34 protein-coding genes are annotated in these 25,266 nt (G+C 66.6%); 14 read left to right on the top strand and 20 right to left on the bottom strand.

Annotation, left to right across the window (positions count from 1 at the left end):
• Positions 1-7 precede the first annotated feature (7 nt).
• Positions 8-628 (bottom strand): hypothetical protein, encoded by a 621-nt coding sequence (locus JUB13_RS13145; protein ID WP_207479571.1) that lies wholly within the window; start codon positions 626-628, stop codon positions 8-10.
• 98 nt (positions 629-726) lie between these two features.
• Between JUB13_RS13145 and JUB13_RS13140 the strand changes: the two genes are divergently transcribed.
• Positions 727-1,248, top strand: a complete 522-nt coding sequence (locus JUB13_RS13140; protein WP_207479569.1) for a hypothetical protein — start codon at positions 727-729, stop codon at positions 1,246-1,248.
• 1 nt (position 1,249) lies between these two features.
• On the opposite strand, the gene JUB13_RS13135 is transcribed toward JUB13_RS13140, so the two are convergent.
• The 10 genes from JUB13_RS13135 to JUB13_RS13090 form a co-directional block, all read right to left on the bottom strand.
• Positions 1,250-1,582: a hypothetical protein gene (locus JUB13_RS13135; RefSeq protein ID WP_207479567.1), complete on the bottom strand. Its 333-nt coding sequence runs from the start codon at positions 1,580-1,582 to the stop codon at positions 1,250-1,252.
• Positions 1,582-2,136, bottom strand: coding sequence for a hypothetical protein (locus tag JUB13_RS13130; protein WP_207479565.1), 555 nt, complete (start codon positions 2,134-2,136; stop codon positions 1,582-1,584). The genes JUB13_RS13135 and JUB13_RS13130 overlap by 1 nt, the downstream gene beginning before the upstream one ends.
• A 10-nt stretch (positions 2,137-2,146) precedes the next feature.
• Positions 2,147-2,356 (bottom strand): hypothetical protein, encoded by a 210-nt coding sequence (locus JUB13_RS13125; RefSeq protein WP_207479563.1) that lies wholly within the window; start codon positions 2,354-2,356, stop codon positions 2,147-2,149.
• Positions 2,357-2,411: 55 nt separating this feature from the next.
• On the bottom strand, positions 2,412-3,620 hold the full coding sequence (locus tag JUB13_RS13120) for a phage major capsid protein (RefSeq protein WP_207479561.1): 1,209 nt from the start codon (positions 3,618-3,620) through the stop codon (positions 2,412-2,414).
• Positions 3,621-3,641: 21 nt separating this feature from the next.
• Positions 3,642-4,295 carry an HK97 family phage prohead protease gene (locus JUB13_RS13115; RefSeq protein ID WP_207479559.1) on the bottom strand — a complete coding sequence of 218 codons (654 nt, stop codon included), beginning with the start codon at positions 4,293-4,295 and terminating at the stop codon, positions 3,642-3,644.
• The gene (locus JUB13_RS13110; RefSeq protein WP_207479557.1) at positions 4,292-5,509 is read right to left on the bottom strand and encodes a phage portal protein; all 1,218 of its coding nucleotides are present in this window, start codon (positions 5,507-5,509) and stop codon (positions 4,292-4,294) included. Before JUB13_RS13110 ends, JUB13_RS13115 begins: the two co-directional genes overlap by 4 nt.
• Complete coding sequence (locus JUB13_RS13105) at positions 5,506-7,182, bottom strand: terminase large subunit (protein ID WP_207479556.1); 1,677 nt, start codon at positions 7,180-7,182, stop codon at positions 5,506-5,508. Before JUB13_RS13105 ends, JUB13_RS13110 begins: the two co-directional genes overlap by 4 nt.
• On the bottom strand, positions 7,182-7,547 hold the full coding sequence (locus JUB13_RS13100; RefSeq protein WP_207479554.1) for a hypothetical protein: 366 nt from the start codon (positions 7,545-7,547) through the stop codon (positions 7,182-7,184). Before JUB13_RS13100 ends, JUB13_RS13105 begins: the two co-directional genes overlap by 1 nt.
• Before the next feature lie 129 nt (positions 7,548-7,676).
• Entirely contained in the window at positions 7,677-8,009 is a 333-nt protein-coding gene (locus JUB13_RS13095) for an HNH endonuclease (RefSeq protein ID WP_207479552.1), read from the bottom strand.
• Positions 8,006-8,203, bottom strand: coding sequence for a hypothetical protein (locus JUB13_RS13090; RefSeq protein ID WP_207479550.1), 198 nt, complete (start codon positions 8,201-8,203; stop codon positions 8,006-8,008). The genes JUB13_RS13095 and JUB13_RS13090 overlap by 4 nt, the downstream gene beginning before the upstream one ends.
• 292 nt (positions 8,204-8,495) lie before the next feature.
• Between JUB13_RS13090 and JUB13_RS13085 the strand changes: the two genes are divergently transcribed.
• Positions 8,496-8,723 (top strand): helix-turn-helix domain-containing protein, encoded by a 228-nt coding sequence (locus JUB13_RS13085; protein WP_207479548.1) that lies wholly within the window; start codon positions 8,496-8,498, stop codon positions 8,721-8,723.
• A 121-nt stretch (positions 8,724-8,844) separates the two neighbouring features.
• Here JUB13_RS13085 and JUB13_RS13080 read toward each other — a convergent pair whose 3' ends face one another.
• Positions 8,845-9,573 (bottom strand): hypothetical protein, encoded by a 729-nt coding sequence (locus tag JUB13_RS13080; RefSeq protein WP_207479546.1) that lies wholly within the window; start codon positions 9,571-9,573, stop codon positions 8,845-8,847.
• Positions 9,574-9,846: 273 nt separating this feature from the next.
• Positions 9,847-12,162 (bottom strand): AAA family ATPase, encoded by a 2,316-nt coding sequence (locus JUB13_RS32025; RefSeq protein ID WP_207479544.1) that lies wholly within the window; start codon positions 12,160-12,162, stop codon positions 9,847-9,849.
• A 127-nt stretch (positions 12,163-12,289) separates the two neighbouring features.
• On the opposite strand from JUB13_RS32025, the gene JUB13_RS13070 reads away from it, so the two are divergent.
• Complete coding sequence (locus JUB13_RS13070) at positions 12,290-13,129, top strand: hypothetical protein (protein WP_207479543.1); 840 nt, start codon at positions 12,290-12,292, stop codon at positions 13,127-13,129.
• A gap of 10 nt (positions 13,130-13,139) precedes the next feature.
• On the opposite strand, the gene JUB13_RS13065 is transcribed toward JUB13_RS13070, so the two are convergent.
• The 7 genes from JUB13_RS13065 to JUB13_RS13035 form a co-directional block, all read right to left on the bottom strand.
• Positions 13,140-13,349 (bottom strand): hypothetical protein, encoded by a 210-nt coding sequence (locus JUB13_RS13065; protein WP_207479541.1) that lies wholly within the window; start codon positions 13,347-13,349, stop codon positions 13,140-13,142.
• Entirely contained in the window at positions 13,346-15,406 is a 2,061-nt protein-coding gene (locus tag JUB13_RS32020) for a DNA polymerase (RefSeq protein WP_207479539.1), read from the bottom strand. Before JUB13_RS32020 ends, JUB13_RS13065 begins: the two co-directional genes overlap by 4 nt.
• Position 15,407: 1 nt before the next feature.
• The gene (locus JUB13_RS13055) at positions 15,408-15,761 is read right to left on the bottom strand and encodes a DUF1937 family protein (RefSeq protein ID WP_207479537.1); all 354 of its coding nucleotides are present in this window, start codon (positions 15,759-15,761) and stop codon (positions 15,408-15,410) included.
• Between the two features lie 10 nt (positions 15,762-15,771).
• Entirely contained in the window at positions 15,772-16,269 is a 498-nt protein-coding gene (locus JUB13_RS13050) for a sigma-70 family RNA polymerase sigma factor (RefSeq protein WP_207479535.1), read from the bottom strand.
• Positions 16,266-16,487 (bottom strand): hypothetical protein, encoded by a 222-nt coding sequence (locus JUB13_RS13045; RefSeq protein WP_207479533.1) that lies wholly within the window; start codon positions 16,485-16,487, stop codon positions 16,266-16,268. The genes JUB13_RS13050 and JUB13_RS13045 overlap by 4 nt, the downstream gene beginning before the upstream one ends.
• Positions 16,487-16,831, bottom strand: a complete 345-nt coding sequence (locus JUB13_RS13040; RefSeq protein ID WP_207479531.1) for a MarR family transcriptional regulator — start codon at positions 16,829-16,831, stop codon at positions 16,487-16,489. Before JUB13_RS13040 ends, JUB13_RS13045 begins: the two co-directional genes overlap by 1 nt.
• A 150-nt stretch (positions 16,832-16,981) precedes the next feature.
• Complete coding sequence (locus tag JUB13_RS13035; protein WP_207479529.1) at positions 16,982-17,695, bottom strand: LexA family transcriptional regulator; 714 nt, start codon at positions 17,693-17,695, stop codon at positions 16,982-16,984.
• Positions 17,696-17,790: 95 nt separating this feature from the next.
• Here JUB13_RS13035 and JUB13_RS13030 point away from each other — a divergent pair, with 95 nt between their 5' ends.
• The 11 genes from JUB13_RS13030 to JUB13_RS12980 all read left to right on the top strand — a co-directional run bounded on the left by JUB13_RS13030 (position 17,791) and on the right by JUB13_RS12980 (position 25,262).
• Positions 17,791-18,159: a helix-turn-helix domain-containing protein gene (locus JUB13_RS13030; RefSeq protein ID WP_207479527.1), complete on the top strand. Its 369-nt coding sequence runs from the start codon at positions 17,791-17,793 to the stop codon at positions 18,157-18,159.
• The gene (locus tag JUB13_RS13025) at positions 18,156-18,677 is read left to right on the top strand and encodes a RuvC family protein (RefSeq protein ID WP_207479525.1); all 522 of its coding nucleotides are present in this window, start codon (positions 18,156-18,158) and stop codon (positions 18,675-18,677) included. The genes JUB13_RS13030 and JUB13_RS13025 overlap by 4 nt, the downstream gene beginning before the upstream one ends.
• A complete protein-coding gene (locus JUB13_RS13020; protein WP_207479523.1) occupies positions 18,674-19,681 on the top strand; it encodes a hypothetical protein in 1,008 nt (335 codons plus the stop codon). The genes JUB13_RS13025 and JUB13_RS13020 overlap by 4 nt, the downstream gene beginning before the upstream one ends.
• Positions 19,681-20,121 carry a LuxR C-terminal-related transcriptional regulator gene (locus JUB13_RS13015; RefSeq protein ID WP_207479522.1) on the top strand — a complete coding sequence of 147 codons (441 nt, stop codon included), beginning with the start codon at positions 19,681-19,683 and terminating at the stop codon, positions 20,119-20,121. Before JUB13_RS13020 ends, JUB13_RS13015 begins: the two co-directional genes overlap by 1 nt.
• Positions 20,118-21,305 carry a DUF2800 domain-containing protein gene (locus JUB13_RS13010; RefSeq protein ID WP_207479520.1) on the top strand — a complete coding sequence of 396 codons (1,188 nt, stop codon included), beginning with the start codon at positions 20,118-20,120 and terminating at the stop codon, positions 21,303-21,305. The genes JUB13_RS13015 and JUB13_RS13010 overlap by 4 nt, the downstream gene beginning before the upstream one ends.
• A gap of 15 nt (positions 21,306-21,320) precedes the next feature.
• Positions 21,321-21,977, top strand: coding sequence for an ssDNA-binding protein (locus tag JUB13_RS13005; protein WP_207479518.1), 657 nt, complete (start codon positions 21,321-21,323; stop codon positions 21,975-21,977).
• Positions 21,974-22,252: a DUF2312 domain-containing protein gene (locus JUB13_RS13000; RefSeq protein ID WP_328702931.1), complete on the top strand. Its 279-nt coding sequence runs from the start codon at positions 21,974-21,976 to the stop codon at positions 22,250-22,252. Before JUB13_RS13005 ends, JUB13_RS13000 begins: the two co-directional genes overlap by 4 nt.
• 50 nt (positions 22,253-22,302) lie before the next feature.
• A complete protein-coding gene (locus tag JUB13_RS12995) occupies positions 22,303-22,494 on the top strand; it encodes a hypothetical protein (protein ID WP_207479516.1) in 192 nt (63 codons plus the stop codon).
• Positions 22,491-23,018, top strand: coding sequence for a deoxynucleotide monophosphate kinase family protein (locus tag JUB13_RS12990; protein ID WP_207479514.1), 528 nt, complete (start codon positions 22,491-22,493; stop codon positions 23,016-23,018). The genes JUB13_RS12995 and JUB13_RS12990 overlap by 4 nt, the downstream gene beginning before the upstream one ends.
• Positions 23,015-23,356, top strand: a complete 342-nt coding sequence (locus JUB13_RS12985; RefSeq protein WP_207479512.1) for a hypothetical protein — start codon at positions 23,015-23,017, stop codon at positions 23,354-23,356. The genes JUB13_RS12990 and JUB13_RS12985 overlap by 4 nt, the downstream gene beginning before the upstream one ends.
• A 397-nt stretch (positions 23,357-23,753) precedes the next feature.
• The gene (locus tag JUB13_RS12980; protein ID WP_207479510.1) at positions 23,754-25,262 is read left to right on the top strand and encodes a DGQHR domain-containing protein; all 1,509 of its coding nucleotides are present in this window, start codon (positions 23,754-23,756) and stop codon (positions 25,260-25,262) included.
• Positions 25,263-25,266 lie beyond the last annotated feature (4 nt).

Below are 25,266 nucleotides of genomic sequence, written 5' to 3'. Positions count from 1 at the left end.
CGGCTCTCTATAGGGTGCGAAGGATAAGCGCCGGATAGGTGATCGGGTCGCCCTTGCGGCGGCCGCGGCGGCGATGGTCGCGCTTCAGACGGTAGGCGCCGGCAAGGTCGATGAACCGGACCTCGGCGAAGAACGTCCGGCCGAACTCGGCATAGAGCCGCTGACGCATCGTCTCCACAATGCCCGGCGGAACCCGCACCTCGCCGCGCTGCCCGCCGGTGACGATCCGCCGGTGATACGGCTGGTCGTTGGTGATCACCAGTTCCACGCCGCTCGGGATCTCGGTTTCAGGCACCTCGCGGCCGCCCGACATCACGAACCACGACTTCGCATAGCGGCCCGAACGCTTGGGCGACAGCTCGCGCGCCAGCACCAGCGCACGCTGCGCGATCTCCGCCAGGCGCAGGAACTCGTACCGGATCACGCCGTAAGGCTTGACCGACTCTTCCGCCACGCCCTTGCGGCCGTCGACCAGCCGCACGACCTCCGGCTTGGCGTCCAGCTTCGCGAGGTGCTCGGCGAGCCCCTGCTTCGCGATGCGGGCGTGCTCCTTCTGCTGCTCGGGCGGCTTGACCCGGGCGACCGACACCGCGATCACCCGCTCGAAGGCTGCTGTCGATCGAAACATGCTCACTTCCCAATGGTCTAGGCCGGGAGCAAACCCCTTGCGCCGCGAGTTGAGGTGCATCAGCCTCATAGGCCAGTCAGCTGATTCCGGAGCTGCACATGGCAAACCGGGAAGAAAAGACAGCTTCCACTGGTGGACATGAGGTGATCGTCGCACTGATCACGCTCGTGCAGAAATCTCTCTGGCCTTTGGTTGCTCTCACTGCATTCCTCACCCTCCAACAGCCGATTTACCGACTGTTCGACGCTCTTCCGGGTCTAGCAAACCAAGCCACGACCATCGACTATGGCGGTTTCAAACTGACCCTGAGCGAGAAGCGTTCACCAAAACCATCTGAAGAAGTCAGGAGCGCGATCAACAATTTGCAGCCAAGCCTTCTGAAATATTACTTACTGTTTGCATCCCGACCAACGTCGGCGTGCGTTACACTTGAGGACAGATCCCAACGTCCCATCGAACAGATCGATGAAGTAAATAAACTGATAGAACTCGGCATACTAGAGAAGCGCCACCCAGAACAATTCCAGGAGCCCTGCTTTCTATCGGCACCAACCAGGCTTGGCGACGAAGTTAGGGATTTTCTAGTCAACACCATACTCTCACAAATTGAAAGCAGTTGAGTTAGCCACGAACCCACAGCACATGGGCGAGGATGTCGGTCGCGAGATGCTTCGTCTCGACGCCCTGCACCGCCGTCTGGACGCCGTCGATCATCACGAAATCACCCTTCTTCGGCGGACCAGGCCAAGCGGCCGCGGCAATCTCGGCGTTGCTGATCGTGACCTGCCGGTCGCCCTGGACGATTCCGCCGACGAGCTCGGCCGGCTTGTAGCCGTCGGCGACGCCCTTCACGGTCACGTCGCTAAAGGCCGACGTCGTGCCGACGCGCCGGCGCAGCGTCATCGGGCGGCCGTACTTCGCCAGCGCCGCAGCGACCTTGGCGGCGGCGCTCATCAGACGCTTACCACCCGGTAGGCGCACAGCCGATCGGCGACATCCACCGGGAGCCCGCCGCGCATCTCGACCTTGTCGGTGTCCATCCACGACTGATCGATCACGTCGAGGATCCTCTCGCTGCGCAGCAGCGGATCGCGGCCGCGCCCATGGTAGGCCCGCACGCACAGGTCGAGCACGCACCGCTCGACGTCGGCGGGTGTGCTGGCGTAGCCAGCGACGTAGGTCACGACGACCTTGCCGCACCAGCCGAGCGAGCAGCCGGCCGCGTCCACGCGCAGCAGGAACCCGGCGCCCGAGTCCTCGATCTCGATCTCGTCGGCGGTCAGCGCTTCGCCGTTCTGCGCGACGGATGCGATCGACACGACCGGCGTCCGGTCGAGGATCAAGCGCTCACGCCAGCGCGGCAGGCGGATCGTCTGCGTCCGCGACGCGGACGCGAAGGTGCGGCCACAATAGGTCTCGACCTCCGCCGACACCTGGCGGATCAGGTCGTCGTAATCCTGCCCGGTCGTGCCGAGCTCGGCATTCAGTGCGGCGGAGGTCGTCAGCATTCGGGCGCCCTCAATCGGCAGCGGTCGTGCGCTTGCGCCGGGGCGCGGGCTCGGCCTTGTTCAGCGGCGTGGACTCGACCTTGCCGTCGATCTCGGCCAGGGCACCGAGCTGCAGCAGATGGGCGGCGTCGGCCGGCAGCATCTCGCGCGTCTCGCCGGCGCGATAGAAGCGATCGCCTTCCATCTCGCGCATGACGCGGAAAGTCATCTTGTTCGCCATCGGTGCCTCCGTCGGGGAGAGGTTGGGGGCGAGCCGAAGCCCGCCCCCGCGGCCGTTAGGCCACGCGACCGAAGTCGCCGTAGATGAAGGCTTCCGGCCGGTAGACGGCCAGGGCCAGGCGCTCCTCGCACAGCATCGTGACGAGGTTCTTGATGAAGTCGTCCTCGTTCTCCGTGGCGACCTCGACCCGGGCCATCCAGCGGTCGAACACCTGGGCGCCCATCTTGAAGGCGCCGGTCAGGAACTTGTCGACCGAGATCGCCTGCGTGGTCACCACCGGCAGCCCCCACAGCGTCGGGGCGAGGTTGCCCTGCGGGTTGCCGATGATGTAGCGGCCCTCGCCGTCCTTGAGCGTCTCGATCCACGCCCAGTCGATCGGGTTGAGGACATGGCCGGTCGCCGGCAGCTCGGCCAGCGCCGCCTGCAGCATCGCCAGGCGCAGCACGTCGATGCTGGTCGGCGAGGTTAGGGTGATCGGCGCAGCGTAGGCGGTCGCCTGCGGGATGATGCCGAGCAGATTCTGGCCGGTGCCGTCACCGCTCAGGAGCTGAGTCTCTTCCTTGTAGGCGAGGCCGTAGCGCAGGCGATAGTCGATGTACGACGCGAGCTGCGAGGCGTCGTCGAGGATCTGGCGGCTCGCCTTGGCGTAGTGCGCGACGACCTTGGCGGTCGTGCTCACGAGGTCGAACTTCAGATCCGACTGCGGCTTGGCGGTGCCTTCCGCAACCATCCCGGCGTTGTTGGTGAAGCCGGTTTCCTTGACGTACTCGAGCGCGTTGCCGTCCATGCGGCCGGGCGACAGCAGGTCGCGCACCGTCATCCGGCGGTCGGGCATGCCGATGATGCCGGGCAGGCGGGTCGCCTGCACGAGATCGCCCGCGGAGCCCGCGGCGTCGGTCGTGGCCGAGGTGATCGTCGCCTTGGTGACGAGGTCGACCTTGCCGCGCTTGCTGGCGGAACCGAGGAACTGCTTGACGCGCTCGTCCTCGATGAACTGCTGCCCGAGGCTCTTGGCGGGCTCGGCGTCGCCGCCATCAGCGGCGCGCGCCATCTTCTGCTCGACCTCGGCGAGCTGCTCGCTGATGCCGTTCAGCTTCAGCAGCGCCTCGTCGGCCTTCTCCTTGGTGGAGTTGGCGACCTTGCCGGTCTCGCGAGCCTCGGCCAGCGCCTTCTCGGCGATGCTCTTGGTCTCGTCCAGCGACTTGGAGAACGCGGCCTTCACTTCGCCGGCGAGCTGCTCGGCGGTCTTAGTTTCGGTGCTCATAGCATCCTCGATGGTTTGAAGTCAGGGATTCAGAAGCGCCCGCATGAATGCGCTCGCCTCGTCCGCCTCGGCCTCGGGCTCCCCCCGAAGATGCGGCGCCGCCTTGCCCGCGATGGCGGCAGCAAGGCTTTTCGAGAAGCCTGCATCCCGCAGGTGCTCCTCAAACTCGCGGACGGTCGGCAGGCGGCCGGCGTCCAAGATGGATTTGACCGAGGTCACGCGCGCCTGAATGTTCATCGGCATCGTGACCAGCGAGATTTCGCGCAGGTCGAGCTTCTTCAACCGGAAGACGCCGCGGCGCTTCTCGTCCTCGACCATGCCGCCGGCGGGGATCCGGTAGCCGATCGACATGCCGCCGAGCGCCTTGGCCTTCAGCAGCGCGTGCGCGCGCTTCGCCAGCGGATCGGCGTCGACCAGAAGCTGCCCGCGGACATACAGCCCCTTGCTGTCCTCGGCGATGTCCTTCCACACGCCGACGGGCTCGCGCTGATCGTGCTGCCACAGCATCGGGATCGAGCGGCCCTCGTCCTTCGCCTTCACGATGCCCTCGATGAAGGCGCCAGGCTCGACGATGTCGCCGCCCTGGTCGACATTGCCGAAGGTCGAGGCATAGCCCTCGAAGGCGCCTTCGTCGCCGACGGCCTTCGTCTCGAGCGCGAAATCCAGCGTCTTCATGGCGCGTTCTCCTGCGGCGCGGCCCCGGCCTGCGAGATCGGGACGTTCTGCATCTGCATGCGGGGCACGTCCCCGCCCTCGACGGGCGGCAGATTCTCCAGCGCACGCACCTCGTTGATCATCAGCCAGCCGTTGTTGAGGCCGGCGTTATAGAAGGCCGCCCGCGCCGCGCTGTCGCCGCGCAGCAGCCCCTCGATGTTGAACTCGACCGTAATCCCGGCGGCGCGGTCCTGCGGCGACAGCAACTGCTTCTCGATCGCCTGCTCGATGCGCTTCAGGCGCCGGCGCAGCGTGAACTTCTGGAAGCCGAGCGTCTGCTGCTCGAGCCCGGTGCCCCAAGACGTCGTCTTCTCGGTGTGGCCGATCATGTGCGGCGGCACGCCGAAGAATCGGCAGATCTCCTCGACCGAGAACGACCGGGACTGCAGCATCTGCGCGTCTTCCGGCTTGATGCTGATCGGCTCGATCTTGGTGCCGCCCTCGAGGATCACCGGGCGGCCAGCATTCATGGCGCCGAGGTACTTGTCCGCCATCTTCTGCTCGGCGACGGCGCGCTGTTCCTTGGTCAGCCAGCCCGCGAAGCTGAATCCGACGGTCGGCTGAAGGCCGTTCGCGAAGGTCTTGCCCGCCGCCCGGTCGGTTGCCATCGCCAGGCCGAAGGCGTGCCGGCCAAACGCCAGCGTGGACATGCCGCCGAGCGGCGCGCCGCCGAAGCCGCGGACGTGCAGCATCCCGTCCTGCAGCACCTCATAGGCGCGGCCGTCCTCGGTCCAGCGGTAGCGCAGGACGCCCGAGGGCAGGCGATCGACCGTCACGAGCTCGGGCTTGACCGGGTGCAGCGCCACGACGCGGCCACCAGACCGCGCGACGCGCGCAAAGGCGTTGCCCTGCAGCTCGACCCCGGCGACCTCGTATTCCCAAAAGTCCGCCGCCGTCTGGTCGGCGTTCGGGCTGTCGTGTAGCACCCGGAAGAGCGGGTGATCCTTAGCGACCGTGCGCGTGCCGTCCGGCGCCGTGCGGTAGACCATCAGCGGCAGCGACGCGATGGTGCCCGACAGCAGATTGACGCAGGCCCACACCGCCGACAGCGCGAGCGCCGACGTCTCGGTAACGGGCTCGTTCGCGTGGCTGGTGCTACCGGGATTCGCCCAGCCGTCCGGGTTCGTCAGCGTCAGCCGACGAACGACGGTCGCCATCTTGCGCACGATGTTCATGCGTCACCCGTCAGGCTGGCGAAGAAGCTGTTCATGCCGTCCCTCGCCTCCGGGTTCGTCGCCATCAACGCGATCGCATTGAATGCCGCGAGCAGCGGGTCGATCTTCGCCGTGCCCGCCGCCTGCTTCGTGATCAGCAGCGCGTTGCCGCGCGGCTCGACCTTCGCGTTGCCCACGCACCACGCCATCAGCGGGCGGCCGCCGTGGGACAGCGTGCCGTCGGCCAGCTTGCGCTCGGTCGTCTTGATCGAACCCGCCAGCTTCCACCCCTGCGGGATGCCGACGACCCGGTTATCCGTGACGCCGATCTCGGCCATCGCGTCGACGATCGCGCCGATGCCGACCGGGTCGAGGCCGACCGAAGCCAGCAGCCCCGCCTCGTCGCACCGCCGCACGACCTCGACCACTCCGTCGATGTCGTCGCCGAGGCGCTCGACAACCGTAAGATCGCCGTCCTTCTCGAAGTCCCGCAGCCGCGGGGCAATCTCCTTGCGGCGCGCGAACACCGACGTGTGCGCCCATGCGTGCGCCCACAGCAGCCAACGGTTCGTCACACGCTCGCGCCCGACGACCGCCAGGCCGAGCAGGTCATCGAGGCCGCCGCCGTCAACGCCGACCGTCACGACCTCGGAGCGCGCGAGCAGCTGGGCGAGCGTCAGGGCGGGGTCGCCGCCCTGCTCCCAATAGTCGGCGCCCGCCCAGCGGTCGGAGCGCAGCGCCAGGCCGATCTCGACGTTCAGATGCTTCGACAGGAAGCCGCGCAGCGACTCCTCGCCGGCCTCGACCGCCTTGTCGAACTCACGCTCGATGAACTCCTCGTCGACCGATGCCCCCATGTTGGGGTTCGTGACGTAGAAGTTCGCCTTGTTCTTGTGCTCGCCGGCGTCGAGCATCCCCTGCGGGAACTCGTAGATCACCGGCAGGAAGCGCTTGTCCTTGATCCGCCCGTCGCGCACGCCGCGGGCATACTGCAGTTTCTGGCGGAACACGCCGGCCGGCGGCTCGTCCGACTGCGTCGAGGCGTAGATCACGAATCCCTCGGGCCGCGACGCCAGGCCGCCGATCGCCTCTCGCAGCATGTTCTCGGCGTTCGGCCGCTTGCCGAACAGCCAGAGCTCGTCGATCAGCGTGCCGATCGCCTTCTTGCCCGACACCGTGTCGCTGTCCGCCGCGACGACCTTCAGCGTCGCCCGCGTTTGGCGGTGCGTGATCGTCCGGATGTGCTCCTGCACCTGCAGCAGATCGTTCAGCTCCGGATCAGCGCGGATCATGTCGCGCGCCGGGAAGAAGCTGTTATTCGCGACCTCGATGGTCGGCGCCAGGATCTGGAACTCGCCGCTCTGCCGCCAGTTGCGCAGCAGCGCCGTCATCATGATCCCGGATGCGCCGGTCGACTTGGCGTTCTTCTTCGAGATCAGCAGGAAGAACTCGGTGATTAGCCGGCGCCCGGTCTCGGGGTTATAGGCGCCGAAGATCGACCCGACGAAGTCCTGCAGCCACGGCCGCGCCGCTTCGCCCATCGTAGGGCTGCCCGGCGCGTCGACGATGCGCAGCGCGTTGAAGACGTCCAGCGCGGCCGCGGCTTCGTCGGGGAACAGCGGATCGAAGGGGATCAGAGATTCCCGGGCGACGATCCGGCGTTCCCAGTCCGGGCAGGCGGTCGACCAGTCCATCAGCCGTTAGACGCGACCAGCCGCGGCCCGGCCGGCGCTGCGAAGCGCCCCTTCCCCGCCTGCTCGGCCGCCTTCTCCTTCTCTGCCTTCTTGCCCGGCGCCTGCTCGGCCAGCTTGGGGTGCTGGTAGGGCATCGCCGCAATCGCCAGCCGCGTGCGGTCGGCGGACTCGATGTCCGGCAGCTCGCCGTTGATCGCCGCCATCGCGAAGTCGAGCGCCGTAGCGAAACGCCGCTTCGGCGCGGGCGCTTCCGGCGCCGCAGCGGCCGCCTGGTCGAGCACAGCCTCGGCCTTCTTCACAGCCGGGGTCGCCTTCTTCGCGCCCTTGGGGCGCCCGGCGCCCGGCCTGAACCCGCCTCGTGCCATGTTTGATTAGCCTTTGAATTCGGGTCGCGGACGCGGGGGCGAAATCAAACTGGGGGAGATAATCCGCGGATGAGACCCGTGCGGTTACCGCCCATGCGTCGGCCCAGACTTTGACCCTCCCCCTCCCCGTCAGCGACGGTGATGGGTCGCCATGCGCTCGGCCCGCACTCGGGCCGTCTTTGCTGAGTGGCACGCGCCGCAGAGCAGCTTGACGTTGCTCGAGTCGAGCGGCGCGCCGCCGTCCTTCAGTTCGTGGACGTGGTCGCCGAAGATCCTGCAGCCAGCCTTGCCGCACTCCTCGCACCGACGGCCGCGCTGCGTGATCAGCCTCGCCACCAGTGTGCGCCAGTCGGGCGAGAGATAGAACGCCTCAGCGCGCTTCGGCGAGGGCTTGGCGGTCACCGTGGACAGCGTGGCGATGGGCGAGCCGAGCGACTGTAGCCGTGCGTGCTTCCGGCTCACGGCGCGGACTTGCGCCCCTGCCGCCACTCTCGGATCATCAGCGCAACCCTACCGACGGCAAGGGCTAGGGCGAGCGCAGCCATCAGGCCCGAATAGCCGTATTGGACGATGTCGATCCACGACATCGACACACCGAGCGCAGTGGTGCCTCCGACCACGACCGTGGCGGCGTCGGCGGCGAGGCGCTCGTTCATCGGCGGCTCCGAGGGCATGAAAAAGCCCGCCGCGGACACGTCCGGGCAGGCACATTTTTGCTACCGGGTAGTGATTTCCCGTTGACGCGCGAATCGCTACCGGGTAGAAGTAGTGCATCGGGAGCGGCGGTCGCTCCCGACACACAGAAAGGAGGTGAGCTACTTGGAGGTCTCGGTTGAAGTCCGCATCGGCCGATGGGTGATTAGGGTCACCTTGAAGCTCTAGCGGACCGGAGGCGGGGGGTGCGATCCCCCGCCTCCACAACCGGATAACAAGCTAGCTCAAAACGCCATGACGCCTCAAGAGTTCCGCGAAACCCGCAAGCGCCTCAGACTGACCCAAGCTGAACTTGGCGAAGCCCTCGGCCTCGGGACATCGACTGTCGCGCTCTACGAGCGAGGCTATCGGATGGACCGTGAACGCGAGCCCGTCGAGATCCCGAAGACAGTCCGCCTTGCGATGGCCGCCCTTGTCCTCGGAGTGAAAGATTACGCCGGTGGAGAGCCTGTTCGGCCGTGAGCCCCGTCGCTGCGCTGAGCCGGGCTGAGGGCCTGAAGCGACAGCGCCCGGGGCTGCGATAGGTGCCGGGCGCAAGTCTCTCGACCATGGCATACAGGGGTACTTGACAAAGCGCTTTTTGTCACGCGCGGCGAAGTGGCGCCCCATCAGATAGCAAGCATTGAAGGAGTGATCGCCGGATTGCGGACAATGCCTCCGCTTCCCAACGGCGGATGGTCTCGTAGCTCACACCGGCGGCCTCGAACGACCTTGCCTTGCGCTTCTCCGTCACGATCTCCGCCACCTTCCGCAGGCTCATGCCCATCAGCCGAAACACCAGCGCCAGGCGCATCTCGGCGTCAGTGACGGCGTAGATCCACGGCAGCGTCTCGTCGAGCATGCGCAGCTCGGCGGGGGTCGGCAGCGGGCGCCGGACCGTCACCGCGCCCTGCCCTTCGATCGCCTCGGCGAACCGCTCGGCCCGAGTCTTGACGATCTCGGGATGTGCGGCCCGGATCTCGGCCGGCGCGCCGTGCCGCGGGAACGGCAGCATCCGAAGAACCCGGACTGCGTCGGCCAAGCGGTCTCGGACGGCCTCCTCGGTCCAGCGCACCCGGCCGGGGTTGTCGATGCGCGGCCGGTACCAGACGCGTTCGCCAGCCGGCAGCGAGATCTTCGCCCGGCCCCAGAGCGCGAGCCCGCTGCCGACATCGCTCGGCATGGCCCCGTGCTGCCGGCGATAGTCGGCGGGGGTCAGCTGCTCGGCGATGGCGAGGCGGTCCTGGTCGGAGACCTTGCCGCCCTGCAGCACGGCCAGCAGGTTGACCGCGCTCGGCTTGGATCGCTTCCGGTTCTTGTTCGGCTTGCCCATGGTTCAGACCTCGAATTCGATCTCGTGACGGAGCTCACCTCGTTACCCCGTCGCCTGCTTCAGCGACGGGGGTTCAGGCCCCAGGGGGACAGGGAGCTTCAAGGCGGACGCGTCCCCCGTAGGGGGTGAAGCACTTTGAAGCTCTGAAGCTGAGGATTTCTGCGGGGTTCAAGTAGGGCAGCAACGCTGACCTTGTTGAAGCACTCGCTAAGTCGTTGAAATCCCCTTGCTTCAGAGCTTCAACGGGTGCTTTTTGAAGCACCTCCGGCCTCGTCATTCGGCAGCCTCGCGGATCGGCTCGAAGCCGTCGAAAGAGGGGACCAGGTACACGGTGACCGGCCCGTTCTTCCGGCCCTCGGCGCGCCGCCGATAGAGGTGAAAATCTCGGCCGTGGATGGTCACGAGGCGCCGCTTGCCCTCGTCCGCGTCGAGAGCAGCGTCGCGGATGCGCGTCTCAGCAGACGACTTGCCGCAGTTCCAGACGCCGGCCATGGACGCCGCCAGCTCGCCCTGCGGGATGCTCTGCCGGCCGCTGGCGAACGCGCCGGCAATGGCGATGGCGTCGGCGTAGATCTCCTGCGCGTTGGTCTCCTCGCGCTTCTCGCCGGCTGCTGCCAAGGCCGATCGCATATCGTAGATCACGGGCACACCGACGGTGTCAGGCTCACTAGTTAGGTCGTCGGTGCCGTCTGGATCGTTCCCGATCAGTACGCTCACCATTTCGAACCAGCGCGGCTCGAAGACCCGGCCGCTGTAGTTGCCCTTCGCCATGTCCAGGCGCACCAGCGTGGCCGCTCTTGCCGGATCGAGTCCCATTTCATCCGCCGACTTCTCCGACATCGGCGCCAGCGTGTAGGCAATGCGGATCGCGCCGATCAGGGCCGAGGCGCCGCGGGCCGCGTTCATGTCGCCGGCGCGGGCCTCCGTGTTGCCCGAGTGGTTCTTGACGGAGTGGTGGACGAGGTCGATGGCGCAGCCGGTCTGCTGGGCGATGTGGCGGAAGGCCGAAATGACCTTCTCGATCTCGTCGTTGCTGTTCTCCGACACGCCGTCATGGGTCGACACGAAGGGGTCGACGCCCATGTAGACAATGCCCTCCGCGCGGATTGTGTCGATGATCTCGGCCACGGCCCGGGTCTGCTTCACTTGGTCGCCATCCTTGACCGCGACGCGTAGCCGCTGGACGACGCCCGAGCTGAACAGGAAGCCATCGCGGATCTCGTCGAAGTCGATCCCGTAGTGCAGGCACATGCCGGCGAGGCGCCGCAGGATCTCGGTCTCGTCGTCCTCATGGTTGTGGATCCAGACGCGCCCGCGGACGTGGACCCGCTCGCCGGTGAGCTCCCGGCCGGTGACGATCGACAGCCCGGACAGCAGGCCCATGGTGGACTTGCCGCCGCCCGGCGCGCCGATGCCGCCAGTGACAACGCCGCGCATGAAGCGGTGGCCGAGCACCCAGGGCCGCGGCGGCAGGGTTTTCGGGCTGAAGCCCTCGGGCAGCCGCTTCGGCCTGGGGGCGAAGGTCCGGGGCTCCTGGTCGTCAGCCGGCTTGGGCCCGATCAGGTCCTCAAGCCGCGGCTCCTCTGAGACCGGATCGAAGTCCACCGCAGCCGAGTTGAAGCCGCCATGCCGCGCGGCGTGGTCGAACAGGAACTGCGCCCCGACGCCGAAGGGCGGGCGCATCCGCTCCCAGTCGGCTTCGACGGCCTCCAGTTCGTTGCCATGAGGGAAGCGGTCGTTGCCCTCCCACCGCATCGCCCAGTCGACCCAGAGCTCGCGGGCGCGCTCCGGCTGGTCCGGCAGGGCCGCCTTGATGGCGTAGCCGACGCGAAGGTAGTCGGTGCGGCCCGGGAACAGGTCGCTCGTGTTCGGCAGGGCCTCGACGGCCTCCGCGACAGCGTCGGCATCGCCCACAAGCTGCGCCTGGTCGACGTTGGCCCGCTCGGCGCCCGTGCTGTCCTCGCGCTCGATGCGCTCGCAGCCGAGCATCTCTAGGACGCTGGCGGCCTCGGCCAGGAAGCGCTCGAGGTCGGCCTTCGTTACCGGCGTCAGCTCGTCGGGCGATGCCGGCCGCCGGTCCCAGGTATAGGGCAGCCCAGTTGCCGGGTGGATGCCGTCGATCACGTACTGCTGACCGGCGCCGCGAATCTCGACAAGGTGATCCCGGTCGTCGAGTGCCCTGAACCACATCCGCATCAGGCCGACCGGTTCATCTCCGGCCAAACGGTACGGCAGCAGCTGCTTGGGGGCGCGGCCGGTACGGACCGGCGCCGGGCCCAGCGTGTCGAGCGCCAGCTTCAGGATCACCTCGGCCAAGCCGGCATCGGTGATGTCCAGGTCGACGCCTGGGAAGCGGTCGCCCTTGAGGCCGATCGATGCGCCCATCGCGTGCCAGCGGCCGCAGTGGGCCGGCACGGTGACGTGGCTGCGCCAGTCGAAGCTGTGCCAGCCGTGGATGCCCTTCGCGCCGGGCACCTTGCCGCGATCGGTCGGCCGGATCTTCGTGTTCGGGCTCAGCGGCGCGCCCGGCGGGACGATCGGAATGATGTCGGTGAAGCCGGCGTCGAACCAGCGGCGGAAGGTGGTCACGGAACGCACTCCCCGGTCACGCTTGTGAGACAAAGTATGAGACCCGGCATGTGGAAACTCGCTGGCTTTTCCCGCGCACGCGCTGGTTGCCGGAACTGGCGACGTCATTCATGCTCAAGGGATGAAGATGACCACCCTCATCACCACCGCCGGCATATTGGCCACGTTGGGCGGGGTGATTTACTCCATAATGTACGCTCAGCCCGTTCCAGAACCCTCCCGCCCGGATGACATCGTTGGCGCACTCAACTCGATCGCAAGCGCTCTGGATACACCACCAAGCCCTGTATCCACTCTGTTTGGAAAGGGCTTCTGGTGGAACATTTATCCATGGCAGAGCTTGATTGGAGGCGGCTTGGCAGTTATTGCGGCCCTTATTGGTGCAAACGCATTGATTTCTCAGACACGTCGGATTGAGGCCGCAACCTTGGAAGCGGCGAACCAACAAGCCAGAGCAGCGATCAGAGCTGCAGAGCTTCAATTCAATGCCGTAAAAGAGCAGATTTCCGCTCAATCGACTCAAGATGAGCGACGCCTTGCTCACGATCGAGCTCTCGTATCTGAGGCTCTTGAACGAAGATCAAAAGCGCTCAAGCTGGCAATTTCATACGAAGCGAGGCGAGAACTCAGCGCATGGATAGAAATGTCAAATACCATTCCGGAACTACGCAAAAATCCCGGAAGAACTCTTGACTTTATTGAGTCGGCATCTCTAGACCCACTCCCCGCATTATATTCTGGATGGGAAGATATAGGCCTCCTATCCTTGGATATCATAGAACATATTTTCACTTTTAGGGAGTTCCACGGGCAGATCATATTGGCGTTCAAACGACTGGAGACAGAAGCCCGCCGCTTTTCCAATAACGATCCGAATGAATTAGAATTCATGATTGACTTAACATTAAAATTATTGACCCGAATGCGTGACTTGTCCATTGATTTAATTGACGCCCTCGCTGAGTAAAGACGCCTCATCACGACAGAAGGTCCTCCACGCTCGGCACCGGAGTGGACTGCTCGGCGGCGAGAGCATCCAGCACGGCCCGGACGGTGTTGCCGTAGAACGGGACCGCCTTCTCGACGATCTCGGCCTCGGTCAGCTTGCGGCCGGGCTCGGTGCGGCGTGCGGCGGCGCGGTAGGCGGCCGCGCAGAGGCGGGCGACCAGGGCAGGATCGTGCGTCATTTCCGGTATCTCCTCCCCCTCCAGCCCTCGGCCGCGATTGGGCACCCTTCGGCCCACCGCGGCAGCTGAGTCATGATCCGCTCGAACTCCTCGACTGAGCCGAACCCGGCCGGCACCTCGGCCAGCTCCTCGTCGTGCACCGTCAGCAGGATCGGGTAGCCCGCGGCCTCGAGGCGGAGCATCGACTCCGCCATCAGGTCTCGCGCGATCGCCTGGATCGCGTTCTCGCACCAGAGCCCGCCGTAGCCGAATTGCGGCCCCCACTGCCGGGTGCGGCTGTCGACGCCCCAGTAGCAGACGCTGTCCTTGACCACCGGGCGTTCGACCAGAACGTCACCGTTGCGGGCCGTCTCCAGCACCTTCCAATGCGGCTTCACCTCGTCGGCGCGAACCCAGACCTCTTCGGTCCAAGGCATCTCCTTCGGCTTGATTGAAGGAGAGGCGTAGGCCAGCGGCCGCCCGCTCGGCAGGATCATCCACAGGAAGCCACCCTTTACCCGGAACTTGATCCGGCCGCGGGCGACCTCGACGAGCTCGCCGGGCCGGATCACCGCGCGGAAGGCTCCGTCCTCGAGATCTCGCCACAGCTGCACGATCGCCGGGTGCGCCTCGCGCCACGCCTTCTTGATGTTGTCGGCCTCCTTGTCGGAGATCGCGATCCCATAGAGCGCCGCCATGGACTGGAAGGCCCCTACCCCGCCCTGGTAGCCGAGCGCCAGCTCCTGGACCTTGCCGATCTGCCGCTGGTCCTTGGTGATCTCCGCGACGGGCACGTCGAAGGACCGGCTGTAGGCCAGCTTGTAGAGGTCGGGACCGGTACCGGCGTCATAGGCTCGGAAGGCGGCCACCTTCCAGGCCTCGCCCGCGAGCCACGCATTCACCCGGCCCTCGATGTTCGAGAAGTCGGCGCAGACGAACTCGTGGCCGTCGGCTGCCACCATGCAGCCTCGCAGCAGCGACGACACGACGTCCAGCGCCGGCGCGTAGAGGATCTCGAGCGTATCGATGTCGCCGGCGAGGATGAGGTCGATGGCGTGCTCGACCATTTCGACCGTGCCGCGCGGGAAGTTCTGGGGCTGCACGAGCTTGCCGGACCAGCGGCCCGTGCCGGCGCCGTGGTAGAGGAGCAGACCGCGGACCCGCCCGTCCTCGCAGGCGGCCAGCAGCATCGCCTTCAGCTTGGCCGTGGAGCTCTTGGCAGCCTCGCCGCGGATCTCGATGGCGGCACGCGCGGCGCCCGTCACGTCGCCACCGGCCAGCATGGAGCGCACAGCCGCCTTGGCGACGCTGTCGGTCTCGACGCCCTGCTCCTGCAGCCACCGGGTCAGCTCGGCAGCCTTGGTGGCCGCGGTTACCCTGCCCTTCGTGATCTGGCGCAGGTTCTCGTTCAGCCGGAGCACGGCGCGGTCGGCGACGCCCTGGGCGGCCTGGATCAGGTCGAGATCGAGCGCAATGCCGCGGTCGTTGATGCGCTGGTCCAGCAGATAGATCTGGCGCTCGGTCGGGCTGAGGGGACGGAGCCGCCCCACCAGGGCGCGCTCCACCTCCACGTCGCGGGCGCAGTATTCGGTCAGGCGGCGAATGCGGTCGGGCTCGTCCCACCAGGTCAGCGAGCCGTCTGCGCCGACCTTGCGCGGCCGCGCCATCCGCATCATGAGCGCGGCGCCTTCCTTATCCTTGCGAACGTCCAGGCCGAGCACGCGGGCGGCGCCGTCCAGGTCCCGCGGCAGCGACATCGACGCGGCCATGGCGGCCGTGCAATGCCATTGGTCGAGACGCGGGAGCGGCCAGCCGTAGCGCGGTGTCAGGATCTCCCGCCACATGACCCGCTCGAATTGCGCGTTGTGGCTCCAGAGCTCCCCACCGGCCTCGACATGGGTGATCAGTTCTGCGGGGACCGGCTGCCCCGGGTACCAGGCCTGGATCGGGCCGTCCCCGAGCGCCCAGCAGGTGACCCAGACGTCGGTCGTCGGGTGCTGGGCATAGGGATAGACGCCGGTCTTGCGCAGGTCGACGGTGCTGCGCGTCTCGAAGTCGATGTGGAGGTGCTGGGTCACGTCAGCACCTCGGCCGGGACCGGCCCATCCGGGTCCATGTAGACGATCGGCTTGCCCGCCTTGCTAAAGGTGTCGATCTCGCAGGCGAGACCGAAGCCTCCTCCCAGGTCGCCATGCGGACGACGATCAGCCCCTTGGCCGCGGCCATCAGCGGCGCGTCCGCGGGCAGCCAGAACTCATGGCTGAGCGGGTCGATGCCGGCGAGGACCGAGATCGGGTGCGAGTGGGCGATCGGCGAGAAGACCGGGGCGCCGGCGGTTAGCAGGCGACCGGTGACGCGGCAGATCGCGCGGAAGGCCTCGTCGAGGCCGGCGGGATACTTCGAGTAGGGCGAGCCCACGTACCAGAAGGACATGGCGGGGCCCTCACGCCGGCTCGAGGGCGAGGCGGAGCGCATCGCGTCCGCGGCTCAGCCGGGACTTGATGGTGCCTTCACTCGTCGGGGGCTTCGCTGCCCGAGCCGCCACCTTGTAGGGCAGGCCGTGAAAGGCGCAGAGGCCGATGGCCTCGTGCATGCCGGCCGGGAGAGCCTTCAGCGCGCGGTTCACGTCCCTCAGCTCCAGGCGCCGCTCCTGGTTCGGCAGCTGCTGTGGCATGAGAGTGTGCAGAACACCATCCTCGACGGCGTCAACCCGGTCTCGGCGCGCCTGATTGACCCAGATGTTCCGCATGATCGTGAAGAGCCACGCCCGCATGACGGTGCCGGGCATGAACGATTCGCGGCTGGCGAGAGCGAGGACCAGCGTGTCCTGTCGAAGGTCTTCGGCGCCGCCGCGGCGGCCGGTGAGCCTGCGGGCGAAGCGCAGCAGGTCGTCCTGGTGCGACAGGAGCTCCCGCTCGAAGTCGCTGAGCGCGCGCTTCATGCCGACCTCCCGAGGATCGGGGCGAGGCCGAGGCTGTCCACCGTGCGGCGGGCCCGCGCGGCAATGCCCGGGTGGGAGTGCTGCAGCTGGCTCGCCAGGTCGATCATGTTGATCTGGGCGATGGCGGCCGCGTCGGCGTTGGCGCGCGGGCCGCGAAGCGCCGACGAGCTGCGCCAGTAGACGACGGCGGCGTTCCGGAGGGAGAGGCGGCGCTGCATCACGCGGCCTCCACTTCCGCACCGACCAGCGCAGCGATCAGGCGCCGGGCCTTGTCGGTGATCGCGACCTCGCAGACGCGGCGGTCACGCGAGCCCTGCGAGCGGGTCACGTAGCCGTCATCGACCAGCCGCTGCAGGTTGTAGCTGACGTTGGTGCCGCGGTAGATGCCGCGCGCCTCGATCTCGCCGACGCTCATGCGGCGGTCGCCGAGCCGGATCACGATCAGGGCACGCTCGGCGTTGATGTCGGTGAGGCCGAGCTCGCTCAGGCGCTCGGCGATACGGGCCATGCCGTCGCGGTATTCGCGCTCGGCCTGGTCGATCTGTCGGATCAAGGATTTCATCGTCCATTCCCCCGTTGGTCGGGATGCGTCGCTGTCGGGGCGACGCAATGGACGGTATTCCGGCTAACTTGCGGCGGTCAATCCGATTGGATTATTCTTGCTGTTGCACTCGGAATATTATTCACGTTGAAACATGCTGAATAAGCGGATTTAGGCGGGCTCCTGCAGGCCAACCACCGTGTGGACACTCGCCACCTCGTCGGCTGAGACCATAAACTCCCGCATCTCGGGCTGGTACTCCTTGACCACCACACCTTCGGGCACTATCCGCACGAACTCCTTGATCAACACCGCATTGTTCTTCTTGCGCACCACAACGCCGATGCCTGGCTGCGCTGGCTTGTGCGGGTTCACGTGAAGCAATTGCGCCGGGCGGAAGCGAGGCATCATCGAATCGCCAACAACATAAATGGCGTAGGGGTCGCGAGCGTTCTTAAGATAGTCCGGCATAGCTACCCAGTCGATGGGACCATCTTCCAGAAACATCTCCTGATCAACGCCGCCGCGAGCAGCCGACATTACTGGAAGTGACTTTTGCGAGGTCGTCGTCGCGGGCGCAGGGACAGGACCAAGCTCAGGAAAAAGACCAGCGCTTCGCGGCACAACCGCTGCCATCGCTCGGCCAGGCGGGCGCAGCATGCTCTGCAGGCGTGCCGTCGGCTCATCCGGTATGAGCGGCACCTCCATCAGGAGTGAGTCTGGATGCACGCCGAGATGCGGAGCAAGCCGCACTGCGTAATCCAGCGTCAGCCGCATCTTGCCTAGCTCAAGCTTGTTGATCGTCCCCTGCGACGTTCCGGCGAGCTCGGCCAGTCTTTCCTGGCTCAACCCGGCGGCGGTTCGCGCTTCGCGTAGCTTGCTCATGGGTCACTGTATCCCACACCGTCATTCCGCTTGCAACAGCGGAATTGATTAAATCGGCTTCCAATCGTATCCGCTTTTCGGTAGTGGTAGTGACCATGACGCTCGATGAATGGCTCACCCAATCCGGCATGTCAGAAGCCACATTCGCGAAGATGGTCGGGTCATCCCAGCCCACCATCAATCGGATCCGTCACGGCAAGGCCAGAGCGGACGGCTGCCTGATCTGGGCGATCCATGAGCTGACAAACGGCGCAGTCGGCATTCGAGACATTCCACTCCGCAAGGATGATCGGCGTATCAACTGGACTCCTGAAATGCTCGCGCGCGTCTCGCGCGGCGTCGATCAGGAGGAACCGCCGAGTCGCATGGCCGAAGCCATCGGGGTGCCGCGCGAGGCCCTGTCGGCGGGGCTAATCATTCTGCTCCGAGCCGAGCGCGTCCGCGGCGGAGGCCCTGCGAGATGATCGCCATCGGCATCGACCCCGGCCTGTCCGGCGCCGTCGCGTTCTTCCTGCCGACCGACGAGCTGCGCGTCTTCGACCTGCCGCTAGTCGCCATGTCTGGCGGCAAGAAGGGGCGCAACGAGGTCGACCCAGTCGCGCTGCGTCGGCTGATCGCGGAGCACGTAACCGGGCCTGCCGAAGCATTCCTTGAGCAGGTCGGCGCGATGCCCAATCAGGGCGCCGTCAGCATGTTCCGCTTCGGCATGACCTACGGCCAGATCCGCGGCCTGCTGGCGGGCCTGCTCGTGCCGGTCACGCGCCCCACGCCGGCGGAATGGAAGCGGGCCCTCCGCGTCCCGGCCGACAAGAAGCAGGCGATCGGCCGCGCGACGGAACTCCTGCCGGCCCACGCCGACCAGTGGGCCATCCGCCGCGGCCACTGCAACCTGGAACAGGCCGCAGGCCGGGCCGAGGCCGCCCTGCTCGCGCTTTGGGGCCGGCGCCAGCGCGGCCCGCGGGTCGAGGACCTGCTGTCGTGAGCGAGGCCAAGGCGAAGCGCCTCGGCGAGAAGGACAAGCTCAGCCTGCATTACCGCGCGGCCAAGAAAGAGGACATGGCGCGGATCCGGGAGGCATTGCCGGCAGCGGCGGCCTTCGCGGACTGGCTGAGAGGAAATCCGGGGGCCGATGAGCGCGCAGACGCACTGCACGTCATCGGCGAAGCCCTGATCGCGGTGGACGGCATCGCCGACCCACTGCCCGACGAACCCGACAGCACCTGGATTGCAGTCCGGAGGCTGTCGTCAACCAGGCCGGTTGCAGCCGGCCGTAGCGAAGAAGGTGCATCAGTGATCGAACTGAACATCAAGATTGCCGATCCCGCGGACGTTGGCAAGCTCCCGGCGATCTTCGCGGCGCTGGGCGCGCTGAGCGGCGCGGCGACGGCTCCGGTGGCCCTAGCGGTCGGTTCGGATGCCGGTGGGGTGCGGCTGGTCGGCGAGAACGGACCCGAGGTCGAGGAGACCCGTCGCCGGCGCGGCCGGCCGGCCAAGGCTGAGCAGGCCGAGACGCCTCCGGCCGCCAAGACGGAGACCCCCGCCGAGCCGGGCGCCGAGGACTTCGTCGTCTTCAACCCCGACGGCTCTCGCCGCGCCGGCTACCGCTACGCCACCGACGCCGCCCAGGTCATGATCCACGACCTCGGCAAGCTGACGACGGTCGCGGATGTCGACGCCTTCCTGGAGGCAAACGCCGCGACACGCGCCCAGTTCGACCAGGACCTGCTGCAGACCGTGCTGGCCGAGGCCGGCCGGCAGCGTGATCGGCTGGCGCCCAAGGCCGATCCGGTCGACGAGCTGCTCGGCGGCACCGCGCAGGCTCAGAGGACCTACACGCCCGAGGAGGTGCTGACGGCGCTGCAGGCCTTCGCCAAGTCGAAGGGGCCGATCGCCCTCGCTGACCTCCTCGGCAAATTCGGGGCGAAGCGCTTCGCCGAGCTGAAGGTGGAGCACTACGCCGCGGTCGTCGCCGAGGCGGGTGCCTGATGGCGCCGCATCCCGAGGTCGAGCACCTTTCGCCGTCGCTGCGCGCCATCATGCAGCTCGCGGCGAAGGGGCTGACCAATCCGCAGATCGCCGGCCAGGTCGGGTTGCCGGAATCCACGGTGAAGCTCCGGATCCGTGAGATCCTGCAGCGGATGGGCGCCCGCAGCCGGACCGAACTGGTGGCAATGCTCGACGTGCGCGCGGCCGACTTCAAGGACGTGCCCTTGTCGACGCGGATGCAGCAGATCGTCGAGATGATCCACGCCGGCTGCTCGAACAAGGAAATTGGGCGCGAACTCGGTATCGCCGAGGCGACGGTCAAGGTGCACGTCAAGTCGATCCTGGGCCGCACCCAGGTCCGGAACCGAACCCAGCTTGCGAGTTGGTGGCGTGCCCACCTTGCGGCCGGTGGAGCCTCTCGCCAGGGGGTGGCGGCATGACCGTCCTCTCCCAAAGGGCTCACGCCAGCCTGGGCGCCTCCGGCGCCTACCGCTGGATCGCCTGCCCCGGCAGCGTGGCCCTGCTGCAGACGGTGCCCTCGACAGAGACTGGCTACGCCCGCGAGGGCACGGTTGCCCATGAGGTCGCCCAGGGATGCCTGGTCGACAACGTCTCGCCGTCGATTTTCCTGGGCGCCGAGTACCAGGGGATCACAGTCACGGCCGAGATGGTCGAGGCGGTGCAGGTCTACGTCGACTTCGCCCGGGCCCTGATCGAACCCGGCGACATGGTCTTCGTGGAGCACCGGTTCGACCTCGGGGACCTCGACGCGCCGGCACCGATGTTCGGCACGGCCGACCTGGTCGTCTACAAGCCGGCCGCGCGGCGGTTGGTCGTGGTCGACTACAAGCACGGTCAGGGCGTGGCGGTCGAGGCGCGGGGCAACCCGCAGGGCCGCTACTACGCCCTCGGCGCCACCCTGTCGCTACCGCGCGATCTCGTGGTCTCCGATGTCGAGATCGTGATCGTCCAGCCGCGGGCGCAGCACCGCGAGGGCCCGGTCCGTCGGGACACGGCCACGCCGTTCGAGCTCATCGAATGGTCGGCGGACCTGCTCGACGCGGCTCGGCGCACCCAGGAGCTGGACGCGCCCCTGGCCGTCGGGGAGCACTGCCGGTTCTGCGACGCCTCGCCGATCTGCCCGGCCCAGCGACGCCAGCTGATGGAAGTCGCGCAGGCTGACTTCGAGGCGGTGGGCGACACCATCACTGTCCCCCCTGCCCCGGAAATGCTGTCGATCGAGCAGCTCGGCCGCGTCCTCGACGCGGCCGACGGCATCGAGGCGTGGCTTCGGTCGGTCCGCGCCTACGTCCAGAACAAGGTCGCGGCGGGGGAGCCCGTCCCTGGCTGGAAGCTGGTCGAGGGACGGCAGGGCAATCGCGACTGGGTCGACGAGGCCTGCGCCGCGGCCGCCCTCGCCGGCGCCGGGCTGTCGGACGCAGACATCTACGTCCGGAAGCTGATCAGCCCGACCCAGGCGGAGAAGCTGCTGGGCAAGGCCGCGATGCGCCCGCTGGCCACCCTCGTCTCGCGCCCCCCTGGCCGGCCCACGCTGGCCCGCGAGGCCGATCCCCGGCCGGCGATCACGTCGGCCGCTGCCACCGACTTCACCGCAATCCCCTGATCGACAGGAGCCACCATGGCCGATCGCTACGAGTATTCCGCCAAGGTCCGCACCCCACTGTTCCGCGGCGCGTTCGTCCGCGTCTTCGAGCCCGAGGACGTGAAGAACGACGACGGCACAGTGTCCAAGGTCTGGAGCGTCACAACCATCCTCGAGAAGGGCGCCGACATCTCGGCGATCAAGGGCGCCATCGCCGAAGCCGCCAAGAAGCTCTGGGGCGACAAGGCCGCCGCCATGGTCGGGCACGCCAAGTTCAAGAACCCGATCAAGGACGGCCGCGAGATGGCGAACCGGGAAGGCGAGCTCTACGCCGGCTTCGAGCCCGGGCAGATCACCTTCAAGCTGTCGACGAAGCAGCGCCGGCCCGGGCTGGTCGACAAGCTGGTTCGCCCGATCGTCGATGCCGACGGCAAGACCCTCGTGGACGAGAAGAACGAGGTCTACGAGGTCATCCCGTCCAACGCCGTCCACTCCGGCTGCTACTTCTACGCGACCCTCTGCGCCCAGGCCTTCGACCGCTCCGACGGATTCGGCGTCAGCCTGAAGCTGGAGAACCTGCAGCTGGTCAAGCCGGGCGAGCGGCTCGGCGGTGGCGGCGCGGCTAGCGCGAAGGACGACTTCGCCCCGGTCGAAGGCACGGCCGGCGGCGATCTGGCCGACCTGCTGTCGTGAGCGGCATCGGCCACAACTCGGGCGACGTCGGCGGTATCGCCGGCGATCGCCTGAGGTCCTTCGTCGAGCGCATCGAGCGCCTCGACGAGGAGATCAAGGGGCTGCAGGACGATCGGAGGGACATCTTCGCCGAGGCCAAGGGCACCGGCTTCGACGCGAAGGTGCTCCGCCGAGTCCTGGCGCTCCGCCGCCGCGCCAAGGAAGACGTGCAGGAGGAGGCCGAGCTGCTCCGCCTCTACTGCGCCGCCCTCGGCATGGACGACATCTTCCCCTGACACCAGCGCGGCCGGCGCGAGCCAGCCGCCTCTCCGCGCGAGGCCTCCCGATGAACGCCACCAGCCCCGCTGACCGCGAACTCTCCAATGCGCTCGACGCTGCTTCCGACGAAGCCCGGATCCGCGAACGTGCGCTGACCCTCGCCGTGAACCACTACCGCAAGATCAACTTCACCGGCGACCCGGCTCGGATCGTGAAGACGGCCGAGGCATTCGCCGACTTCCTGCGGGCCCGCGCATGACCGCACCCCGCATCATCGCCGTGACGGGCCTCGCCGGCTCCGGCAAGAGCACCGTTGCAACCTGCCTGGCGCGCCGCGGCTACCGCCGCGAGCGCTTCGCCGGGCCCCTGAAGTCCATGATGCACGCCCTGGGACTGACCGAGGAGCACACCGACGGCGGGCTGAAGGAGATGCCGTGCGACCTTCTCGGCGGCGTCACGCCCCGGCGCGCGATGCAGACCTTGGGGACCGAATGGGGCCGGCAGCTGATCGACCCGAACCTCTGGGTCCGTGCCTGGATGCAACGCGCGGCCGAGGGGCTGATCGTGGTCGACGACTGCCGCTTCCTGAACGAGGCCGGCGGCGTCCGCATGCTCGGCGGTGTGGCGTGGCGGGTCGAGCGACCCGGGCACCACCTGGACGTGGGCGGCCATGCCAGCGAGGCCGAGATGCATCTGATCCAGGCCGACGCGGTGCTGCGGAATACCGGCACGGTCGAGGATCTCGACTGGGCCGTAGGCGCCATGCTGGAGAACTGGCCGTGAAAGAGAAAGCCCCCGCGCCGGCGCCGGTCGTCGACGTCCAAGCCGCCTTGGCCGCTCTGACGGCTGCGCTGGAGCCGCCGCCCGCTCCTGCCGAAGCCGCCGAGCCGGCGCAGGACCCCGATGCCGAGCCGGCGGCCTATGACGTGGCCGGCTTCTGCGCCGCCCACAACATCAGCCGGAGCACATTCTTCAAGCTGCGCTGGGCCGACCAGGCGCGGGAGCGCGAGCTCGGCCGCAGGCTAGAGCCGCACGAGCGGACTGGGCCCCGCTGCAAGGAAGTCGGCCGGAAGCTGATCGTCAGCCGCGAGGCAGCGCGCGATTGGCGGAATCGTTGTTGATGGATCACGCCCGGGTCATCGGCCGATGGCCAGAAGCTCGGTATACAGCGCAATGCGCTCGCACGGGCGAGCGTCCTCCCCGGCAAGTCCACAAGGGAAAGGAGAATGGCAGCGTGACATCCGAAGAGGGTTACGTGCACCACGTGCTTGCGGATCTCCTCAAAAACCTGGGTGTCGTGATCGCATCCGCCTCACCCTGGCAAAGATCCAAATTGAAACACAATCGCTCGGCGTAGATCGCCTGGATGGCCCTCTGTGGGGTTTGGCCCACAGAGCGACATCATCTGTGGATGAGCGATGTCAGGGAATGACATCGGCGAAGGGTATCGATAGTGTGGCCGCGCCCGCCGTTACCACCATCGAATGACGCAGGCCAGGGCTCACTAAGGGGGACGTTGTGGCACCGCCTCACACCGTACAAGCATTGCGCTTCAAGCAATGGATTAAAGACTGGGACGATCTCAGTTTCGACCCGCAAGAATTGCGTCGGCGCCCTCCGCCGTACATCTACTTATTTTCCATGCCAGCCGCCCAACTTCGTGCCTTGAGCGGGGTCTTTCGGCGCCAGCGTGAAGATGGCGTTGCAACCGGCATCCAACGCGGACACGACAAAGAGCGGTCACAACAGATTCGCGACTTTGTGCGATTCGGCTATCCCTACTCGGAAATGAGCGCGTCGCGTCGTAGCAGGTTCAACTCTGAGGACCTTCGAAAACCCGGCTGGTTGCCTACCGCCATTGTCGTTAACATCCTAACTGCGGACGACACTCGTCGCGGACAACGCGTGCAACGGCATGACCTGATTGAGATCTCCGAAAGCAACGACACCGTTTCCCTTAATTTGCCCAAGAATTTCTCGGGAGCTGACTGGTCCCCCTCCGGGCTTCCACCGCTTGAAGTCATTGATGGACAGCATCGGCTCTATGCATTCGGCGAAGAGGATTTACCTGGAGACTTCGAGCTACCCGTTGTCGGATTTAAAGGGTTAGACCTCGGTTGGCAAGCTTATTTATTTTGGTCAATTAATATTTCACCAAAGAAGATCAATCCGAGCCACGCATTTGATCTCTACCCACTACTGCGCTCGCAAGACTGGCTTGAAAAGTTTGCTGAGAGCAACGTATACCGGGAAGCCCGCGCGCAGGAGTTAACCGAGTTTCTGTACAGGCACGCTGAGAGCCCGTGGCGTAATCGAATCAACATGCTCGGGGAGCGTGGGCCCCGTGCGGTGTCGCAGGCCGGGTGGATTCGGTCCCTTTCGAGCACCTACCTCGCCGCTGGCCAGGCACGGGGCACCCGAGGCCTATTCGGCTGTAGTTTGGCCGGTCTTGGCGGACCGCTTCCGTGGACCCGACCTCAGCAGGCCGCCTTTTTGATCCATCTATGGAGGCTTCTTCGTCAGGAAGTCAGGACTTCGAACTTGCAATGGGCGGTATCGCTGCGGCGGCCGGATCAACGGCAGAGTGGGCTGGCGCTCGATGAGGCGACAGACGCCGCGTTCGCCGGACCGCAAACCATGCTCAATCAGGAACAGGGAGTGCGAGGCTTTCTCATCGTAACAAACGACCTTTTCTTTAATTTTGCGGACGAACTCGGGCTCGCCAGTTGGGAAACTGATGAAGACAGAGGGTCTGTCACAGGCGACCAGGAAATCCAGCAGGCGCTGCGAAGTCTAGAGCGTCAGCCGTTCGCCAGCTTTATGAAGGATGTTACTGCGGCCGTTGCAGGATATGACTGGCGATCGGCAGATGCCCCAGGCCTAAATGACGAGGAGAAGCTAAGGAAGCGAGCCTTTCGCGGCAGTGGCGGCTATGCGGCCCTTCGAGACGAGCTCATGAAGGACCTAGCGCAGCAACCCGGGCAACTGGGGCGATGGGCAAAGTTGATTCGCGACGCTAGGCGCTGAGACT

It is taken from the genome of Arenibaculum pallidiluteum (genome assembly GCF_017355985.1).
GTDB classification, from domain to species: domain Bacteria; phylum Pseudomonadota; class Alphaproteobacteria; order Azospirillales; family Azospirillaceae; genus Arenibaculum; species Arenibaculum pallidiluteum.
This window is presented reverse-complemented; position numbering and strand designations above follow the sequence as displayed.

Bases quoted from the DNA above. Each gene is read 5' to 3' on its own strand.
- JUB13_RS13145 (WP_207479571.1), bottom strand. From the start codon at position 628: ATGTTTCGATCGACAGCAGCCTTCGAGCGGGTGATCGCGGTGTCGGTC.
- JUB13_RS13140 (WP_207479569.1), top strand. From the start codon at position 727: ATGGCAAACCGGGAAGAAAAGACAGCTTCCACTGGTGGACATGAGGTG.
- JUB13_RS13135 (WP_207479567.1), bottom strand. From the start codon at position 1,582: ATGAGCGCCGCCGCCAAGGTCGCTGCGGCGCTGGCGAAGTACGGCCGC.
- JUB13_RS13130 (WP_207479565.1), bottom strand. From the start codon at position 2,136: ATGCTGACGACCTCCGCCGCACTGAATGCCGAGCTCGGCACGACCGGG.
- JUB13_RS13125 (WP_207479563.1), bottom strand. From the start codon at position 2,356: ATGGCGAACAAGATGACTTTCCGCGTCATGCGCGAGATGGAAGGCGAT.
- JUB13_RS13120 (WP_207479561.1), bottom strand. From the start codon at position 3,620: ATGAGCACCGAAACTAAGACCGCCGAGCAGCTCGCCGGCGAAGTGAAG.
- JUB13_RS13115 (WP_207479559.1), bottom strand. From the start codon at position 4,295: ATGAAGACGCTGGATTTCGCGCTCGAGACGAAGGCCGTCGGCGACGAA.
- JUB13_RS13110 (WP_207479557.1), bottom strand. From the start codon at position 5,509: ATGAACATCGTGCGCAAGATGGCGACCGTCGTTCGTCGGCTGACGCTG.
- JUB13_RS13105 (WP_207479556.1), bottom strand. From the start codon at position 7,182: ATGGACTGGTCGACCGCCTGCCCGGACTGGGAACGCCGGATCGTCGCC.
- JUB13_RS13100 (WP_207479554.1), bottom strand. From the start codon at position 7,547: ATGGCACGAGGCGGGTTCAGGCCGGGCGCCGGGCGCCCCAAGGGCGCG.
- JUB13_RS13090 (WP_207479550.1), bottom strand. From the start codon at position 8,203: ATGAACGAGCGCCTCGCCGCCGACGCCGCCACGGTCGTGGTCGGAGGC.
- JUB13_RS13085 (WP_207479548.1), top strand. From the start codon at position 8,496: ATGACGCCTCAAGAGTTCCGCGAAACCCGCAAGCGCCTCAGACTGACC.
- JUB13_RS13080 (WP_207479546.1), bottom strand. From the start codon at position 9,573: ATGGGCAAGCCGAACAAGAACCGGAAGCGATCCAAGCCGAGCGCGGTC.
- JUB13_RS13070 (WP_207479543.1), top strand. From the start codon at position 12,290: ATGACCACCCTCATCACCACCGCCGGCATATTGGCCACGTTGGGCGGG.
- JUB13_RS13065 (WP_207479541.1), bottom strand. From the start codon at position 13,349: ATGACGCACGATCCTGCCCTGGTCGCCCGCCTCTGCGCGGCCGCCTAC.
- JUB13_RS13055 (WP_207479537.1), bottom strand. From the start codon at position 15,761: ATGTCCTTCTGGTACGTGGGCTCGCCCTACTCGAAGTATCCCGCCGGC.
- JUB13_RS13050 (WP_207479535.1), bottom strand. From the start codon at position 16,269: ATGAAGCGCGCGCTCAGCGACTTCGAGCGGGAGCTCCTGTCGCACCAG.
- JUB13_RS13045 (WP_207479533.1), bottom strand. From the start codon at position 16,487: ATGCAGCGCCGCCTCTCCCTCCGGAACGCCGCCGTCGTCTACTGGCGC.
- JUB13_RS13040 (WP_207479531.1), bottom strand. From the start codon at position 16,831: ATGAAATCCTTGATCCGACAGATCGACCAGGCCGAGCGCGAATACCGC.
- JUB13_RS13035 (WP_207479529.1), bottom strand. From the start codon at position 17,695: ATGAGCAAGCTACGCGAAGCGCGAACCGCCGCCGGGTTGAGCCAGGAA.
- JUB13_RS13030 (WP_207479527.1), top strand. From the start codon at position 17,791: ATGACGCTCGATGAATGGCTCACCCAATCCGGCATGTCAGAAGCCACA.
- JUB13_RS13025 (WP_207479525.1), top strand. From the start codon at position 18,156: ATGATCGCCATCGGCATCGACCCCGGCCTGTCCGGCGCCGTCGCGTTC.
- JUB13_RS13015 (WP_207479522.1), top strand. From the start codon at position 19,681: ATGGCGCCGCATCCCGAGGTCGAGCACCTTTCGCCGTCGCTGCGCGCC.
- JUB13_RS13010 (WP_207479520.1), top strand. From the start codon at position 20,118: ATGACCGTCCTCTCCCAAAGGGCTCACGCCAGCCTGGGCGCCTCCGGC.
- JUB13_RS13005 (WP_207479518.1), top strand. From the start codon at position 21,321: ATGGCCGATCGCTACGAGTATTCCGCCAAGGTCCGCACCCCACTGTTC.
- JUB13_RS12995 (WP_207479516.1), top strand. From the start codon at position 22,303: ATGAACGCCACCAGCCCCGCTGACCGCGAACTCTCCAATGCGCTCGAC.
- JUB13_RS12990 (WP_207479514.1), top strand. From the start codon at position 22,491: ATGACCGCACCCCGCATCATCGCCGTGACGGGCCTCGCCGGCTCCGGC.